This window comes from Pseudomonas sp. KH_024_B2 (genome assembly GCF_057839965.1).
On record NZ_CM174502.1, the window covers coordinates 3,711,986 to 3,729,512 of the forward strand.

Below are 17,527 nucleotides of genomic sequence, written 5' to 3' on the forward strand. Positions count from 1 at the left end.
TAACAAGTCAATCCCAAGGCTCGCCGATCATGGATGTTTTTCACCTCGTTATCGACACGAGCATGTTGCGTAGACTGCATTTCAAGCATCCAGACTTCGAGCGCCTGCTGCTCCAGTCGCAAATGGGCAAACTCAAGATCTACATTCCGCAGATTGTCATTGAGGAAGAGCGAACCGCAAAGCTTGCGGAGCATGTGAAGCTTGTCGAAGAAATGAAATCGAGGTTTGAAAAACTGCAACGCGGCATGCTTGGAATGTTAGTGGAGGGCCTTGCTGAGCCTCATCTTGAATTATGGGATGCAGAAGATGTGGAGCGCAGCTCGAAGGCGGCTTTCACTCTGTTCATGGCTAGCAATAAGATCGAGGTGATTGAGATTTCGAGGGAGCACGCTCCCAAGGCTTGGGGCAGATATTTCAACGCGGCCCCGCCGTTCAACCCAAGAGAAGATCGTGAAACCAGGCGTAAGGACATACCAGACTCGTGGATACTTGAGGCCGGGATTGAGATTAAAACAAGAAAAGGACAGCATTGTGCTTTGGTCGGCGACAACAAACTGGCCGATGTATTTGAGACAGAAGGCCTTAAGGTCTACAGGGACGTCCAGATATTGCTCGATGACATCGAACAGTCTACCGCTGTGATCCCCATTCGACAGGCCGCCGCCGAGGACCAAACCGTTTCTCTCGATCAACTTCGTAGTCCAGACTTCAAGGACATGGACGTTATTGTGTTGGGCTTGATCGATGCTCTAGGGACTCCCTCCAAAGACGATCTACTCGCAGCAATATCAAAGGCAGGCCTGAATGCCGATATTGCTGAGCATGAAGCCCGTACGATGGTGCTGTCCGGTAGACTCACCGAAACCGGCACGCACTTCATTCCGACGGACCGTACTCTCGCCCAACAAGCGGCGGCGATGGATGTAGTGACCAATGTGCTTTTGAGGATAGCCTTATGAGCCAACTCGACGTGCGCCTGGCGGCGCTTTCGAAACTGGTGGACATCAAGTCGGCGGCGGTGGATCAACACCTGAGCGACGAATTCAGCCGCATCGAGAGTATCTTCCAAAACAGTAATGAATACGCTGAACTATCAGATGCTTTGAAAACACTTTCGGTGTTGGTTCCTCGGTTTCATATGGCAACGCTACCGTTGCTGGAGACCTTCGTACGCTCGTTGCCAAATAGAGTTTTAACCGAAAGCGGTTCTCCAATCACCAGTGCCCGGCATCGCTACCGCTCCAATGAGAGTCTGATTCGCGAAACAATCGACGTCGTGGAGAATATTCGATTTTTGCACACTGAGCAGGTAGTAGGCTTCCTATTGGAGATGTCACGAGCCTCTGATAAAGATGTCAAAGCCAAGGCTGAGGGAGTGCTCGTAGCACTAGCCACGTTCGACCTAGACATATTCTACGGCGACCCACCCTTGGGTGCAGAACCGCAGGCTCGTATGGTTGCCTACTTCGCAGGGCTTCAAGATGAGTCATTGCTAGCCAACGCAAACATCATCCTCCGAGTCCTAAGCACTGTGCTTTCGCCAAGCATGGAAGGACACTCTTGGTCGTACGATAGTGTCACCATTCGTAGAGGCTCAATAGGTAGTGGCGGCGGCATTGCCACCTTGCGTTCCGAAGCCATCAGCTTAGCGAAGCGGATCTACAGTCTCGACACATCCGTTGAACATAGACGACATGTGTTACAAACCCTGGACTCTGCCACACGACGCGAGGCTCCCGCTAGCGATGAAAAAACGTCCGCCATGTTCGAGCGGGACGCGATCATAGTGTTGGAGTTTATGCGTGACCTTGTGGCAACCGAGGCACTGCCACTGATTCAAAAGATCGAACACCAAAGCTACTGGATCTATTTCCATGGTGCGACCCCGGCGATTAAAAACAAAGCGTTGGAAATACGCGACGCTGTGAATGCGCATGCCGAGTATCAGATTTACAAGCAGCTCATCGGATTCGAAGGAATCTTCGGAAAATGGGAAGACTTAAGCCGCTCCGAAGCAGCGTGGGACTATAGTGATCAGAAGCGTCGTGAAGCTGCCCGTAAATACCTTGAGGAAATCAATGACACTAGCTATGCAACATGGCTTAACAGGATCCTCGAATTCTCACGTACCAGATCAAATGATCTAGCTACGTTCCCCGTTTATTACGATTTCCTGAAATCGATCGGCGAGAAACGTCCACGACTCGCTTTGGATCTTTTGTCCAATCACGAAGATCTCATGAAACCATTCCTCATAGCTCTATTGAATGGTCTTTGGATCAGTGCGGACCAGTCCGATGTTGAGTCGATCGCCAAATGCTGGATTGAGAATGGGCGGCACCTGGCTTCAATTGCCAAATCACTATACCAAGTTGGCACGTCACGATTGGACGTGCTTGCGGCAGTAGTCGACCGCGCTACAGTAGTCGATGATCGAGAAGCTCTCGTGCAAGCTATGAGCGTCGCCACAAACCTCTTTTTAGAAGGCGCTTCGGAATCAAAAGCTATTTTCATGCGGTCGTTGCGTGAAATGTCCAAGCGTGATGATGCTAGCTGGGCGAACGTTTTGTGGCTCAGTCAGGATTTCCGAGCCCTGATAGATGCGATGGAGGCTGACGAGCGATCCGAGTTGCTCGCCACTCTGACACTGCTGCCTGAACTGAACTACCAAACCGAAGACCTTCTCTATGAAATTGCGAAGCATGACCTACACGCTGTTCTCGACTTCTTAGTAGGCCGGTTACAGCATGCTAGGGTGTTGGCAAAGCGAACCCGTCAGACCGGCAAGAATGAAAATGACCGATTCGAGCCTATCCCCTACAAACTCAATAAGCTGAACGAAATTCTAGCGCAGGTGCCTGATGCGTTACTGGCAGCCCTGCGGCGTGACTTCGACGTGGAATCCAGCACCATGTTCAGCTATCGCGGCGCGCGAATCATCAAATCGGCGTTCCCAGAGTTTGATGACTCGCTCGAGATACTGCTGCTGAAGTACATCGAGAGCAGAGAAGAACTTAATATTGAATTCGTCATTGGCATTTTGCGGACATACGAAGGCTTGCCTAAAATTCAAAACGTCTGCAAGGAAATTATTAAAACAGTGCCAGAACGCTCGCAAACTTGGAACGAAGTTGCGGCAGCTCTTGAGTCGACTGGTGTTGTTCGGGGCGAGTACGGTATGGTTGAAGCGTATGAGAGCAAGGTGCTGGAGCTATCAAGCTGGATTAATGATGACGACGAGCGCGTTCGAGCATTCGCAGAATGGCTTATCGGAAACTTGCAGAGCTTGATCGAACAAGAGCGCCAACGCACTGATCAAAATTTAGCTCTTCGCAAATACCAGTACGGTGTTGACAAGGACTGGAGTTAAGTAGCGGACCCGCGCACTGAAAGATACTACTTGCAGTGCACCACCCATAATTGATTGATGTTAGTCGGGAAGCTCTGCCCATCATTTCGCGGCGCATGGACCAATCCGGATGGCTCGGCACGCTGGCACGCTGGCTGGCTGGCTGGCTGCACAGAGTGTGCCTCTGCCCCAACGGTCGTTGATTGATCCAGCACCGCCATCACCTTTTATCGCAGCAGTAGCGGTGGTATGTTAGAGAGCGACCGACAATCCTCACCGACATCGGAGCGTGCCTAAATCTCGCAAAGCATATATACGGCCAGACATTCGATCCATCCTTAGAAGTTGAGACATTTTAAGCTTACGCATAATCGTGTGATGGGTAAGGACGATGAATATATTTGAAAGCGAAAAGGAACGAGAAATGGCATCAAAATGGATTCAGACATGCCCAACTGCGCTCATAGAGGACACGATCGAATTATTGAGCCTAACGAGTGACGGAAGAATTTCTTTTCGAATGGGAGCAGATTTTAACTTCGACAACCTATACGGCTTGATTGACCACAAACACAATCTAGACAACACAGAATTATTTCGCCTATTCAAAGAATCAATATTTTTTTGCTATAAAAAAGAGCAACTGAAAAAACCTGAAAACCTCCTTCTGGAATTCGACAAGCTGTGCTACAAATACAACACAAAAGAAAAATTCATCATAGTTACGCCAATCACTATAAAGAACATATATTCATTACCACGACTTTTCATAAATAACTGCACAATCAATTTTTACAACTCAGTCCCTAAAAAATACAGAAAAGCTAGGGAGACGGAGTTAGCCGCTAGCTACTCAGAGGAGATTAGCAAAGAGAAAGAACTAACTATCGCTACAATTTCAACTTCAGCCGCAAATACCGAAGCCGCAATTACACAGGCGAACGAAGCCTTCGACATAATAATTGCCCTACTTCAGATTGGGTTCAAAAAAAGCATAAACTTTCTTGCCATGGACGACAGCGCAAAATATCCATCACGCAGCGTAATCAACTATGGCATCTTCCAAACCATACATAAAGCAAATGGAACCTGCTGGCCAAATGCACTTTGGAAAAACTCCGATCACATCGATCGCAAACCAACCACTTTGAAAAACCAGCACAACACAATATCGCACCTAAAAAAACAGTTAAAGAAACTGGAGAAGCTCCCTTACCAAAACCACTTAAAAAATGGCCTTAAAAACTACACCACTGCCCTCACCCACCAAAATCTAGAACTACGATTTTTAAAACTGTGGGTTACACTTGAACAGCTAGCCATGACCGACGACACCGAGAAACTTATAAAACGAATATCATTCTTCTACTCCAATCCATCGCTGCATAAACTTACATTAAAATCTTTACGACAGTCACGCAACACATATATCCACGCTGGAAAATCGCCAACAAACATAGAAATGAAAATTTTCCAAATCTGCATTTATACCGAACATCTGCTCAGATTTTTTCTGGGAAACCCATTCAAGCATAAAACCGCCAGAGAAATTGAAGCATTCATCTCCTTGACAACCGATGCGATAAGTATATCCGAGCAAATATCTCGTTTGAAAACCGTGCAGAAATTCATCGACAACAATTAGAATCTTACTAACTAGCAAGAGTTGACGCACTCGACTTAGAAAGCATTATACAAATTTAAAGAAATCTCCTAGCAGGTCCGATTGAACTCAAAATAGACCCCAAACGTATTTGGCTCCCAGTTCATGATAATTAGCTCCGCGCTGACATCAGCTTTTCCTTGGCGCTGGTTGGTTGTGGTGTAGCGGATGTCCAGAGTCTCGAAGTGGAAGCCCTCAAACACGCCGAATATCCAGGTGATCGTTGATGCTGACCATCACCTTGCCTTTGCAGCGACGCATGAAGTCGGCCATGCGCTCGTAGTTCTCGAACGGAAAGTCCACCCCATAGCCGGCGGTCTGCCAGTAAGGCGGATCCATGTAATGGAAGGTATGGGCACGGTCGTAGCGTTCAGCGCATTCAAGCCAGGGGAGGTTTTCGACGTAGGTGCCGGACAGACGCTGCCAGGCGGCCGAGAGGTTTTCCTCGATCCGCAGCAGGTTGATGGCCGGGCCGGTAGTGGCGGTACCGAACGTCTGCCCGGTGACCTTACCGGCGAAGGCATGGTGCTGCAGGTAGAAAAAACGGGCAGCGCGCTGGATGTCGGTGAGGCTTTCGGGGCGGGTCATCTTCTGCCACTCGAACACTTGGCGCGAGCTGAGCGCCCATTTGAACTGGCGCACAAACTCTTCGAGGTGATTCTGCACGACGCGGTACAGCGTCACCAGATCGCCGTTGATGTCGTTGAGGACTTCGACCGGCGCTGCCTGGGGCCGCATGAAGTAGAGCGCGGCACCGCCAGCAAAGACTTCGACGTAGCATTCGTGAGGTGGGAAGAGCGGCATGAGGCGGTCGGCCAGGCGGCGTTTGCCGCCCATCCAGGGGATGATGGGTGTAGACATTGATAGCAAGACCATTACTGTGTGGATAAACAGGTGCTAGGCTCACCGCGCTTTGTGCACGGAGCAAGAGCCTTGGCTGGACTTGCAGGGACATTCTGCAGGAACGGCGGTCGGATTGGATGTTGACGCATCCAACCCGGTCGCTCTTTTTTACTTCGTATTGGTACTTCTTTGACGTAGGCCTGAAATGCCGCCAGAGGCGGTCGATCTCTGATCACCTTGCCGGAAATGGCGACATTTTGAGCGTCCACCGCCCTGGCTTAGTTGCTCAGCTTTGGCTGCAGGATCACCCGAGCCAGCATCACCAGGATGCCCAGAACGCCATAGGCTGCAGGCGGCAGTGCCGCCTGCAACTGAGGCAGCATCTGCTCAGCAATACCCAATGCTGCAATCGTGCCGCCATTCAATATGGCGCGTGAGTGGGGTCTGACCTCCAAAGAAAATCCCTGTCAGGGTGTACGCAAGGTAAGCGATCCACCGAGTACACATTCAACCCCACCAGTTGAAGCCTGATGCTGGGCTCCCGATCTCTTTTCAGGAGCCAGCCACCATGATGCGTCCCGACGCCAAAGTTGAAAAAGTGTACCTCTACCCCAAGCCTGTGGACTTTCGGAAGTCCATCGACGGTCTCACCGCTTTGGTCGAGCTGGATATCAAGGTCGCGGTGTTCGATCCTGTGCTTTTCGTTTTTCTCAACAAGACCCGCAATCGGGTCAAAGTGTTGTACTGGGAGCGCAACGGCTTCTGCCTCTGGCTGAAGCGCCTTGAGTCTGAGCGCTTTAAAACATCTCCCGACGCAACCGACGAGGCCATTGTACTAACGGTTCAGGAGCTGAACTGGTTGCTCGACGGTTTCGATCTGTGGCGCAACCGCCCACATCAGGTTTTGACGCCGCGATTTGTCGCGTAGTTGGGTATAATCCGGGCATGATTTCGATGCCCGACAACCTTCCTGATGACCCTGTACGACTCAAGCAACTGCTGCTTGAGTCTCTTGCTCAGCAGGCCAAAACAGCTGAAGCGCTTCTGGCTCAACAAGGTCAGATTGTTGACTTGAAAGAACAGATCAAGTTGCTACGTCAGCGCTTGTTCGGGCGCAAATCAGAACAAACAGTCGATCCGCAGACGCCGCAGCTCGCGCTCTTTAATGAGCCCGAAAGCCTCGCGGTTCCGGTCACCGATGAGTCTGACGAAGAAGTTGTTGCCCCGACCCAGCGCCGTGGCAAACGCAAACCGCTGTCCGCCGACCTGCCACGCATTGAAGTCATCCACGAACTGCCCGAACACGAACTGACTTGCGCGTGCGGCTGCCGCAAACACACCATCGGCGAAGAGGTCAGCGAACAGCTGGAAATCGAGCGTTACATCGAGGCCGGCTTCCTGCCCATTGATAACAATAGGGCCGAGCGAGCAGTAAAACCCTTTGTGATCGGTCGCAAAAATTGGATGTTCAGCGACACGCCCAAGGGCGCCACGGCCAGTGCGCAAATCTATAGCCTGGTCGAAACTGCCAAAGCCAACGGCCAAGAGCCCTATACGTGGCTGCGCCACGTACTTGAACGCCTGCCGCAAGCTACTTCGGTAGAAGACTTCGAAGCCTTGCTGCCGTGGAACTGCTCGCCGACTATCTCGCGCTAAATGCACACATCGGTTTTTTGCCATGTGTGGTTTATGGGTCGCTTACTACGCAAGAACAAAGAGACGCCTCGGGACTATTACGCGAACGATGTGGTTTGGGATGCTGTTTACAAGAAAGCAGCTCAAGAGCTGAAGGATGCGATGGATCTTGCCTACCTGACAGGGCAACGGCCGGCCGACGTCCTGGTTATGCGCAAGGACGATATCGATGGGGAGTATTTGATGGTGCAGCAAAACAAAACACACAAGAAGCTACGTATCCATATAACTGCCAGCGGCTCGGCAAACAGCCTGGGTATGCTGATCGCAAAAATCGCAGAGCGAAACACTCAGCACGTTTCGAGCTACCTGATTGTGAGTGCGCGCGGGAAGCGTATGACTGCCAAGATGCTTCGCGACCGCTGGGATAAGGCCCGGGAAAAGGCCAAGAAAGAAGCGATCGAGACTGGTGACACGCTTCTTGCCGGAAGAATCAGCAGCTTTCAGTTTCGGGACATCAGGCCAAAAGCCGCGTCGGAAATTACTGACATCGGAGAGGCGAGCCTGCTCCTTGGGCATACCAAGGGTGACATAACTGAACGCGTATACCGTCGCGTCGGCGCAATTGCGAAGCCGTCAAAATAGCGGAAACGCGTTACAAGACGCTGAGTTCATCAAGATAACGCTGGTGGTGACGCCAGCTTCAGGTCGTCGCCGCAATGACTACTTTCGGCTGTGGATTCAACCGGTCATGCACCGTTCCTAGTAAATCAGGTGCGACTCAGTGCTGCTAAAGAGGGATAATAAATCTACACCAACATAGATGCCTGTGCAGGATTTACCGAGTTAACGTACCCCCATATTCCGCTTTTTTGCTTATCACTTGTTGCATTCTTATAATTTGATAAAAGCTCATTGAATCGCCAGCTAGTTATTTCAATAAAGCTTTGTCTCAAGTCTATATTGAATGCAGTGACTTTATCGGATGGACCTTGTGATTTTTCTTTATTTAATGCAAACCCTGACCGTTCTGCACTTTTCTGGATCATCAAGAGAGCAGTTTCTGCCTTTTTGAGGCATTGAGTAGATACGATAATGTCGTCAACGTAAACACTTACCCTTACACCCTCAGTCTTGTTCAGTATGTCAATCGTGTTTCCAAGTGAGCTTTTTCGCAAACATAGCGACGCTATAATTGTCGACTGAACAAAACCAAATGGCAAAGCGAAAACCTGCCCTGAGTCTGACGGTATCGAAACAGTTGACTCCATGGCTATAGCTCTTGATTTTTCGTATCCAAAATACGGTTTTAGTTCGCGAGTTATTCGACTTCTATTTATGCTATTGAAAAATTTTTTTATATCGGCATGAACAAAAAATTTTCCGCCCAAGTGATATTTTACTGCGTCAACATGCCCGCCACTTTTTAAGTGATAGTAGTTGGCCGGGGGGTGCCATTTGAATTCAATAACTTTCTTGAAAAGCTTTCCCTCCTTTACAGTTTCTAAAGTCGGGATATACACCCAAGTGTTAGATCTTAGTCGAAATCTGCTGAGCCACTTATGAGAGTTCTGCATCAGGCATAGACTCGGAATAGTTAAAAGCCACGCTCAAGAGCGGAAGAGCTGCATCCACGAACTTCAAAATGACCGTAGCCAAAGTGAAGATCTTGGTAGCAAACTCAATACGCTTCTGAGCTTGGCTGTAATCAAATTTCTTCATGATTACGTACCTCATCTAAATTCCTGGCTGACCGAGCGCTAAGCGCATGGCTTTACAACCAACGAGGAGACCGATGAGACGAAAAGGAGTCATATCGGATAACCCAGAGATCACATAGTGACGCGATGAGGGACACGCTGCGAGGCAGCCTGTCGCCAGGAAGGTTGGATCCTATCATCTCGCGCTGATAAGCCGCAATGGCTTAACACTCAGGCTCATAGCTCTGTGAGTACGCGTGGTTTTCTAGGTACCTCAAATGGCTGCCGTGGGTCGGTTGCAGCCCTTCGAGACGGGCAGAAATCGGCCCAGGCTGTGTAAAAACGCGCTGCAGGTGTTGATGCATGCGTTCCTACGCGAAATCTACTGACGATCGGATGCTCAGCAGACCTGAAATTTGCGCAGGAACAGGACTTTTCGAGTGATTCCGCTCAGCCGTACCGATTGAAAATCGTTTTTACACAGCCTCGGCCAAAAGCGGCCATCGAATGTCCACTGACTCAGGGGCGATTCACACACCGTGGCGATCATCGTCATACCACGCTGCATCATGAAGGATTATGTTGGTCGAGCCGCGCCGCACAGGGTCAGCACCACAGAGAACTCTAGACGAGCATCGAACCCCCGTAATGTGTGCTGAAGTTAAAGCAGAAACTCAGGCCCCCTTAGCTCAAGGGCGCCATATTTGCGCGCACTGGATGCGCTTGGAACAGAGGTTAGAGAAGACTACGAAGCGGTGTTGAACTATTGAAACCGGAGCTGCGAGGACGATCAAACAGGATTGGCCTGATAGGGTATGGGGACAGTCGAAACACGCATCGGTCGTCCGCGCCAGCTGTATACCGGTTTGAAGAAACGAGACACTCCCGCCTGTTCAGACCCATAAAAGATCATAGTGCCACTGCCTGACACCAGGTAACACCATGACCCCGAGCGCCAGGGACCGGCGCTCCACTCCCCGTTGCGCCCCCCCTCATATAGCCCCGCTCACAAAGCATTCATTTCAGCAATATCACGCACCACCTGATCTGCAGAGCGGTCGAACATCGCCTGCTCCTGCGCATCCAGAGACAACTCGATCACCCGCGCAACCCCCTCCTCTGCCAGCACACAGGGGACACCCATGGCAATACCTGTTCGCCCGTACTCGCCCTCGAGAATCGCGACCGTCGGCAAAATGCGGTTTCGCCCATTGGCGATAGCATCCACCATCTGTGCAATTGCCACGCCCGGCGCATCGCAGGCGCTCCCCACCTTCTTCAAACCCAGAATCTCGCCGCCACCCTGACGTGTGCGCTCCACAATCCGCTCTATCTGCTGATTGGACAGGAAGTGAGACAGCGGCACCGAACCGACCGCACAGTATCGCATCAGCGGCACCATGCTATCGCCATGCCCTCCCAGCACCAGCGCCGTGATATCCCGAGCAGAAAACCCTGTCTCCTCGGCAATGAAACACTTCATGCGCGCTGTATCCAGTACCCCCGCCTGCCCGAACACCCTGTTGCGTCCCAGCCCACTGAGACACCAAGCCCGATAGGTCAGCACGTCGACCGGGTTCGACACCACCAACACCGTCGCCGCCGGAGCATGACGATTAATATCCAGCATGATGCTATCGAGAATTGGCAGATTGATACTCAATACATCCTGACGCGACTGACCAGGCTTGCGGGGCACACCCGCCGTAATCACCACCAGGTCAGAATCCTGCAGCAATTCGGCATTGGACCCGCCGTAAACCCTGGTATCAGAACCTGACTCAACTGCCGCCTGCCAGACGTCCAGCGCCTTGCCCTGTGCCAACTCACCCTGCACATCAATCAACATCAACTCACGACAGAACTCTTCCCGGGCGATGATCTGAGCCGCCGCCTCACCCACCATACCGGCACCCACAATTGATAGCTTGTTCACCTCACACCTCCCCGCGGCTCGCGCCACCAGCAACACGCCCGCCTATACAGAGAAGTATTACCCGCTAATGCTAAAATGCCACCCGAAGGTGGCCTGTAGTTGTTTTACCTGCTTTTCGCCATTCCCATGGCGGCATTACTTTAGCCTCTGATAACTCCCATAGGCCAAGCCGTGCGGCCTTAGCGGACTGCTCCAGGTCTATCGCAGCCCTTTGCCATCGTCCGCAATGGGTCGAACTCGGTCGTTCGTGACAAGCAGTAGTCGGCCAGAAGCGTGCCTGCTCTTGGGGCATACCGGGGGCAACATATCTGAACGTGTTTACCGTCGCGTCGGCGCCATTGCGAAACCGTCAAAATAACGAAAAAACGCGTTACAAAACGCTGATGCCACCCCTTGCAGAATGCGGCCTACAGCGGAGCCAAAAAATGATCGTATTAGAACGAAATCAAGCAACAGGCCACGAATTACGGGCGCTTGTATCTCGGACTTGAAAACCGTCGACTGTAACAGGTCCATGAGTTCGAATCCCATCGCCTCCGCCATATTTGTACGTTAGAGCCCTGATTTTTCAGGGCTTTTTCGTTTCTTGGGTTTGGGTTTCTTCACGATATTTCGCCAATCGTATCTGCTCTGTCATACCTTCGTCACACCTGCCAAGCACACTGCGGTCAGCCAAAAGGATTTGGCCCCATCCATAGAGAGCCCGGCCTGATGCCGGGCTTTTGGTATCTGCACCTTTTCACGCTTTCTTCACAACCTGAGGTGCAGGCTACATCCAGCCAAATGATTTGGCCCCATCGGCAGAGAGCCCGCTACGTGCGGGCTTTTTGTTGCGTGCGCCAGGCATGGCGCGTTGCGCCGTCTCATGGCGACGTTCAAAGAAATTCCTTTCGGATGTCGATACTCGACCGTTCGCCAATATTCCGGTAGTTCTCCGTGAGCCACGCCTCGGCCTCGCGTCGTCCGTTATCGCGTAGTCCGCAAAGGAAATCCCAGCCCGCGTTGTACTTGCTGGACACGCTGAGCGCGCACATCGCTTCGTCAGACCGAATGGAGTGGATCAGCATCTCCTTCATCTCGTCGCGATCGATCTTGCCTTGCTGAATGAGGTCGGTGACAAAGGCAATGGTGCGCATCTCACGCATCAGCGACGAGTTGAAGCTGATTTCATTGATGCGATTGAGGATGTCGGCAGCTGTAATGGGCACGCCCGGGCGAATGAGCGGGTTGATGTGGACGATCACCACATCGCGCGCATTGCAGTGGTAGATCAACGGGAAAATGGCCGGGTTGCCCATATAGCCGCCATCCCAGTAGTGCTGGCCGTCGATCGTGATCGCCTGGAACAATGTCGGCACACAGGCCGAAGCAAGCACCGCTTCGACGCAGACGTCCTCGCCCGAGAAGATGCGTATCTTCCCCGTCTCGACATTGGTCGCGCACAGATAGAGGTGGAGCGGGCATTGCTTTCGCAAGGCGGCGAAATCGACCTGACTCTCCAGCACCTCACGCAGCGGATTCAAGTTGTCGCGATTGAACTGGTAAGGCGAGAAGATACGCAGCGCCATGTCCGCGAACGCATACATGGGCGAATGGTCCAGTCCGAAGCTGTGCGTCCCTTTCAGCCATGGCATCCAGCGCAACGGGTTATGACGCTCGGCGGACTGCGCCACGGCGTGCCAGAAATCGTGCAGCGCCTGGCGCGCGCCGGCCTCGCCGCCCTGCAGCATGCCGTGGGCCAGCACGACGGCATTCATCGCGCCGGCACTGGTTGCGCTCACCCCTTCAATGGCAAGCCTGCCGTCCTCGAGCAACCGATCGAGCACGCCCCAGGTGAACGCCCCGTGCATCCCGCCGCCCTGCAAAGCCAGAGCGACCGGCTTACGCTCATCACTGCCCCGACGATTACCATTCTTCGTGGTCATTCCTGGTCTCCTCGTCGGTGCCGAGCCGCATCGGGCGCTTGGCGCGGTGCTTCGCCCCGTCACGCGCTTGCCGACGACACGCCGATGCTCCATTGAGCGCCATGCGTCATCGATCGTTCACCCCCCGCTTGGTGCCCATGCATCGAGCAGCGCCTTGGCTTGTAGCAAATCAACGCTGTCGAAGCCTTCGGTGAAGAAACTATAGATGTCGGCCAGCATCTGCCTGGCCGCCTCCTTGTCTCGTGTTTCCCATAGCTGAGCAAGGCTCACTGTGGCTCGTAGCTCGAGTGACTTTGCCCCTTGTTGTCGAGCGACCGAGATCGCCTTTTGAAAGCATGCTTGCGCTTGCTGCTGCACGGAAGAATCCTGGCTGTCTTCGCCCGGACATTGGAGGCTAAACGTTCCCTTGAGCCGGTACAGTTCTGCTTCGTAAAAGTGCTCGCCTGTTCTGTTCACCATCGCCAGAGCGTCGGTCACGGCAGCCAATCCTGCCTGCGGTTGCCCGGCGCGCCCGTGAGCTGCGGCCAGCAGGGCCAGAAAATAAGAGCATCCAAGCTCTGCTCCGGCTGCCTGGTAAGTGGCGATACCCTTGGTTATCTGAGCGATTCCCTCGTCAATGTTTCCCTGCTCGGCGCGAGCCCAACCCTGGAGAATAGTCCCCCACGCCAAATAAAACGGAAACCCTTGTTCGAGTGAAAGCTTGATGGCGGCATCAGCACACTCTTCGGCAAGTTGTACGTCGTGCCGAAACTGTCCCAGTATCGACGTAGCAGACAGGGTGAAGGCCAGGCTGAACGGGTCGAAAATCTTATTGGCCAGAGCAAGGGCCTCCCGGCTGCGCGTGCTTGCCTGATCGGGGAATCCCAAGAACCAAAGGCTCCAGGCCGAATGTGTCAGGGCATAGCCCGGGTCTATGCCGTACGAAATGGCATGTGTGCGATGACGGTCCGGGTTGTAGAGGACACGCACCTGCTCCTGGTGTTCAAGGGCATTGCGCAGATCCCCCTGTAAAAGCAATGTCGCCCCGAGTGCCGCATGGGCTCCCACGAGCAAGTCCGGATCCTGCGCAGTTTGCGCAACACTGAGCAATCGTTCACCCAGTTCGCATGCAGTAGAGTATTGCGCACGCAACTGGTAGTACATCCGCAGCCCCATCAGCGCAGGGAAAAGCGAGTCGTCGCCTACTTGCTCGCATAGCGCCAGTGCACGGGTGTAGGTGGCCGCCACCTCGGGCACACCATAGCCTCGCACGGCCATCAAGGCCGGCCCCAGGCAGAGCAGCAACGTCAGTTCCTGATGAGCACGCGCGGGCGTGTCGGGCAAATGCCCGAGCAATTCCAGCGCCGCGCCGAGGTGACGCATCGCATCGAGATGGGCGCAATGCTGGAGGGCCTGTTGCCCGGTACGCTGCAGGTATTCCACGGCCTTCGGGACATTGCCGCTCAGCCTGTAGTGGTGCGCCAGTTCGCTGCAGTAATCCGCGATGCGGGTGGGGAACAGTGCCTCGATGGCCTGCGCCGTGCGTTCGTGCAGTGCGCTACGCCGCTCCGTGAGTAGCGAGTAGCCCGCGACCTCCTGGGTCAGCGCATGCTTGAACGAATACTCCACCTCCGGAAATGCGGGCCGCTGGTAAATGAACTCCGCGGCCTCCAGTCGGGCCAGCAGATCGCGCAAATCGTCGTCCATCCGAGCACCCCGTCCATCATAGATGCGCTGGATCAGACTGAACACAAACTCCTTGCCGATGACGGCGAGCGTCTGCAGCAATTCCTTCTGCGCAACGGGGAGCCGGTCGATACGGGCGGCGAGCACACCCTGCACGGTGGTGGGAATATGCAGCGCAGCCGGAGTTTGCTCGATCCGGTAACGGCCGGGTTCGCCGAGCAGCGATTTCTCCTCGACCAGCGTTTGGACCACTTCCTCCATGAAGAAAGGGTTGCCCTCCGTCTTCTCCAGGATGAGCTGTTTGAGGGGGACGAGGGTCGGATCGTCCCCCAGCAGGGCCCCGAGCAGTCCCTGGGCTTCGGCCGGGCCCAGCGGTTCGAGCCGCAGCTGGCTGCAATGACCCGCGTGCGTCCACGCAGGCTGATACTCGGGCCGGTAGTTCACGAGGAGCAGGATCGGGGCGCTCGCCACGCGGTCGATGAGGCACACGAGGAATGCTTCAGTCTCGCGGTCCAGCCATTGCAGGTCCTCGAACAGCAGCTCGATCGGCTGATCGCGACTCTCGCGCGCCAGAAGCTGAGTAATCGCGTCGAAGATGCGATCGCGCCGGATCTGCGGATCCATTTCCGCGAGCGCCGAACTGCGTTCGCCAATACCCAGCAGATAGAGCAGGTAGGGCACGAGCTCCTCGAAGCTGCGCTCGAGCGTCAGGGTCTTGCCCATGACCTTTTCCCGGCACCGCCGCTCGTCGTCCAGGGCAGTGATCTGAAAATAGCTTTTCAGCAGCTCGATGAGCGGAAAATAGGCAAAGGCCTTGCCGTGCGACACCGAGAACGTCTCCAGCACCAGACAGCCGCGTCGCGAGCGTTCCTTGAACTCATGGAACAGCCGCGACTTCCCGACCCCGGCCTCGCCTGCCACCGCGACAACCTGCCCGTGGCCCGCTTTGGCCTGATCGAGCGCCTGATGCAGGTGATCCAGCTCGACCTGGCGGCCGACGAACCTGGCCAGCCCGCGATGTGCCGCCAGTTGCAGGCGCGTACGCAGCGCGCCGACACCCTGCACCTCATACACGACAAGCGGATCGGGAATGCCTTTGACCTGGGTAGCCCCCAGAGTCCTGAACTCGAAATAGCCCTCCGCCAGCTTGTAGGTGGACTCGCTCACCAGGATCGACGATGGTGCGGCGATTCCCTCCATCCGGGACGCAATGTGGATCGTGTGCCCGACCGGATCGTAATCGGTGTGCAAATCGTCCGTGCGGATCGAGCGCACGACGACCTCTCCGGTGTGGATGCCGACGCGGATTTGCAGCGGAATGCCCTTCTCCAGACGAATGCGGTCGCCATGTCGGTGAATCGCCTCCTGCATCCGCAGCGCCGCATACAGCGCCCGCTGCGGATGGTCCTCATGGGCGATGGGGGCGCCGAACAGCGCGAGGATGCCATCGCCCAGCGACTTGGCCACGTAGCCTTCGTAGTAGTGGACGGCTTCCATCATCAGCGCGACGACGGGCTCGATCAGGCGCTGGGCCTCTTCCGGATCGAGGTCGTGGATCAGCGCCATGGAGCCGGCCATGTCGGCAAACAGCGCCGTGATGGTCTTGCGTTCGCCGGCGGTCTCGCCCCGGGCTTCCATGGCCGCCTGTTCGGCGCGGATGCGCTCGGCAAGGTAGTGGGGCGTGTAATGAATGGGCGCTGGAGAAGGCCCTGAAACAGGCCGGGGGCGCGGTGATGGCGCAGCAGGCGCATCGGTTAGCGGTGCGCCGCATTCACTGCAGAATTTGGCGCCAAGGCCCGCCTCGTGGCCACAGCGCGGACAGCTGCAAGACAGCCTGGTGCCGCACGCTTCACAGAAGCTGGCCCCGGAGGGATTCTCGAATCCGCAGTTTGCGCAGCGCATACGACCTCCTCGCTTGGCTGGTGCCTGTTTCTTAACATTAGGCGCCGGACCCGCTGGCCGCAAGACGCGACCGGATGAGGTGCCTGCGCCATATTTGTAGGTTAGAGCCCCTGATTATTCGGGGCTTTTTCGTTTCTGGGGTTTGATGCCGACAGTCCTGCTGGCGGGGTGTTCCAGAACTATTATGGAAGTTCCAGAACTAAAGCCGTTTTCAGGCCCTCCGTGAGGCCCGCCCTAGCTGCGGTGGAGTTTTCTTTGCTCAATAAAAACCCCGCACTTGGCGTAATACCGTTCAGTTAAGGAAATTGTAGGAGCAGCCGGTCGACGCTCGATTGCTCGCGATGGACTCAAGAGCGCCGCGTTTAGCCAGTAAACACGCGTTATCGTTAACGACCATCGCGAGCAAGCTCGCTCCTACAGTGGACCACATTCGCTTAACTGAACGGCATTAGGGCTTGCCCCATCTCAGCTAAGAAATATTGATTATCCGTAGCAAGCGGCGAACATCGTCAACTGACCGCAGTTTGATGGTCCATTCCCCGTCAGGTTTGTCATTCACCTCGCCAAACTCTGCGGATAGCGCTTTAAGCGAATGATGTTCAGTCTTGAAGGATGGCAGCCGAAAGTGAAATAGAAGCCAATTATGGCTGGACACAAAGCTGAAGGGGCAGCTTCCATCGGATGCCGAAAAAATCCCGATGGACCTCTTTAGCTCGCCCTGCGACATGGGCGCGCAATCATAATTGCTCATTGCGCAAATCGCGCCAACCAGCATGCAAAACGCCTCCCGCACTTGCGGGCTTTCGATGGACGAATAGCACTCAACGTACTTCTCTGCATCCCGGGCATCAGTGATCATCTGATTCTCTCCTGGGTTTGTCCCCTCTTCCAATGGGTGAACGGCGGGCG

At 54.2% G+C, this 17,527-nt stretch carries 12 protein-coding genes and 3 pseudogenes; 6 read left to right on the forward strand and 9 right to left on the reverse strand.

Going from position 1 to position 17,527, the window contains the following annotated elements:
- The first annotated feature begins 29 nt into the window (after positions 1-29).
- The 3 genes from AC3I0A_RS17200 to AC3I0A_RS17210 all read left to right on the forward strand — a co-directional run bounded on the left by AC3I0A_RS17200 (position 30) and on the right by AC3I0A_RS17210 (position 4,994).
- On the forward strand, positions 30-959 hold the full coding sequence (locus AC3I0A_RS17200; RefSeq protein WP_489373339.1) for a PIN domain-containing protein: 930 nt from the start codon (positions 30-32) through the stop codon (positions 957-959).
- A complete protein-coding gene (locus tag AC3I0A_RS17205; RefSeq protein WP_489373340.1) occupies positions 956-3,370 on the forward strand; it encodes a hypothetical protein in 2,415 nt (804 codons plus the stop codon). The genes AC3I0A_RS17200 and AC3I0A_RS17205 overlap by 4 nt, the downstream gene beginning before the upstream one ends.
- A 370-nt stretch (positions 3,371-3,740) precedes the next feature.
- Complete coding sequence (locus AC3I0A_RS17210; protein ID WP_489373342.1) at positions 3,741-4,994, forward strand: hypothetical protein; 1,254 nt, start codon at positions 3,741-3,743, stop codon at positions 4,992-4,994.
- Between the two features lie 68 nt (positions 4,995-5,062).
- Here the strand turns inward: AC3I0A_RS17210 and AC3I0A_RS17215 are convergent.
- Positions 5,063-5,873: pseudogene (locus AC3I0A_RS17215) on the reverse strand (DNA adenine methylase).
- Between the two features lie 260 nt (positions 5,874-6,133).
- A complete protein-coding gene (locus tag AC3I0A_RS17220) occupies positions 6,134-6,310 on the reverse strand; it encodes a hypothetical protein (RefSeq protein WP_489373344.1) in 177 nt (58 codons plus the stop codon).
- A 116-nt stretch (positions 6,311-6,426) separates the two neighbouring features.
- Between AC3I0A_RS17220 and tnpB the strand changes: the two genes are divergently transcribed.
- The 3 genes and pseudogenes from tnpB to AC3I0A_RS17235 all read left to right on the forward strand — a co-directional run.
- A complete protein-coding gene (gene tnpB / locus AC3I0A_RS17225; RefSeq protein WP_489373345.1) occupies positions 6,427-6,783 on the forward strand; it encodes an IS66 family insertion sequence element accessory protein TnpB in 357 nt (118 codons plus the stop codon).
- Between the two features lie 17 nt (positions 6,784-6,800).
- Positions 6,801-7,511 (forward strand): transposase domain-containing protein, encoded by a 711-nt coding sequence (locus AC3I0A_RS17230; RefSeq protein ID WP_489373346.1) that lies wholly within the window; start codon positions 6,801-6,803, stop codon positions 7,509-7,511.
- Between the two features lie 45 nt (positions 7,512-7,556).
- Positions 7,557-8,135, forward strand: a pseudogene (locus AC3I0A_RS17235) (tyrosine-type recombinase/integrase); the annotation flags it as partial.
- A 164-nt stretch (positions 8,136-8,299) separates the two neighbouring features.
- Here AC3I0A_RS17235 and AC3I0A_RS17240 read toward each other — a convergent pair.
- The 7 genes and pseudogenes from AC3I0A_RS17240 to AC3I0A_RS17270 form a co-directional block, all read right to left on the reverse strand.
- Positions 8,300-9,013, reverse strand: a complete 714-nt coding sequence (locus AC3I0A_RS17240; RefSeq protein ID WP_489373348.1) for a reverse transcriptase domain-containing protein — start codon at positions 9,011-9,013, stop codon at positions 8,300-8,302.
- A gap of 37 nt (positions 9,014-9,050) precedes the next feature.
- The gene (locus tag AC3I0A_RS17245; RefSeq protein WP_161594810.1) at positions 9,051-9,212 is read right to left on the reverse strand and encodes a hypothetical protein; all 162 of its coding nucleotides are present in this window, start codon (positions 9,210-9,212) and stop codon (positions 9,051-9,053) included.
- Positions 9,213-10,196: 984 nt separating this feature from the next.
- Entirely contained in the window at positions 10,197-11,126 is a 930-nt protein-coding gene (locus AC3I0A_RS17250) for a malate dehydrogenase (protein ID WP_258443365.1), read from the reverse strand.
- Between the two features lie 875 nt (positions 11,127-12,001).
- Positions 12,002-13,051 carry a patatin-like phospholipase family protein gene (locus AC3I0A_RS17255; protein WP_489373350.1) on the reverse strand — a complete coding sequence of 350 codons (1,050 nt, stop codon included), beginning with the start codon at positions 13,049-13,051 and terminating at the stop codon, positions 12,002-12,004.
- A 117-nt stretch (positions 13,052-13,168) separates the two neighbouring features.
- The gene (locus tag AC3I0A_RS17260; protein ID WP_489378529.1) at positions 13,169-16,354 is read right to left on the reverse strand and encodes an adenylate/guanylate cyclase domain-containing protein; all 3,186 of its coding nucleotides are present in this window, start codon (positions 16,352-16,354) and stop codon (positions 13,169-13,171) included.
- Positions 16,355-16,501: 147 nt separating this feature from the next.
- Positions 16,502-16,618 (reverse strand): annotated as a pseudogene (locus AC3I0A_RS17265) (double zinc ribbon domain-containing protein); the annotation flags it as partial.
- 469 nt (positions 16,619-17,087) lie between these two features.
- Entirely contained in the window at positions 17,088-17,477 is a 390-nt protein-coding gene (locus tag AC3I0A_RS17270) for a hypothetical protein (RefSeq protein ID WP_489373352.1), read from the reverse strand.
- Between the last annotated feature and the right edge of the window lie 50 nt (positions 17,478-17,527).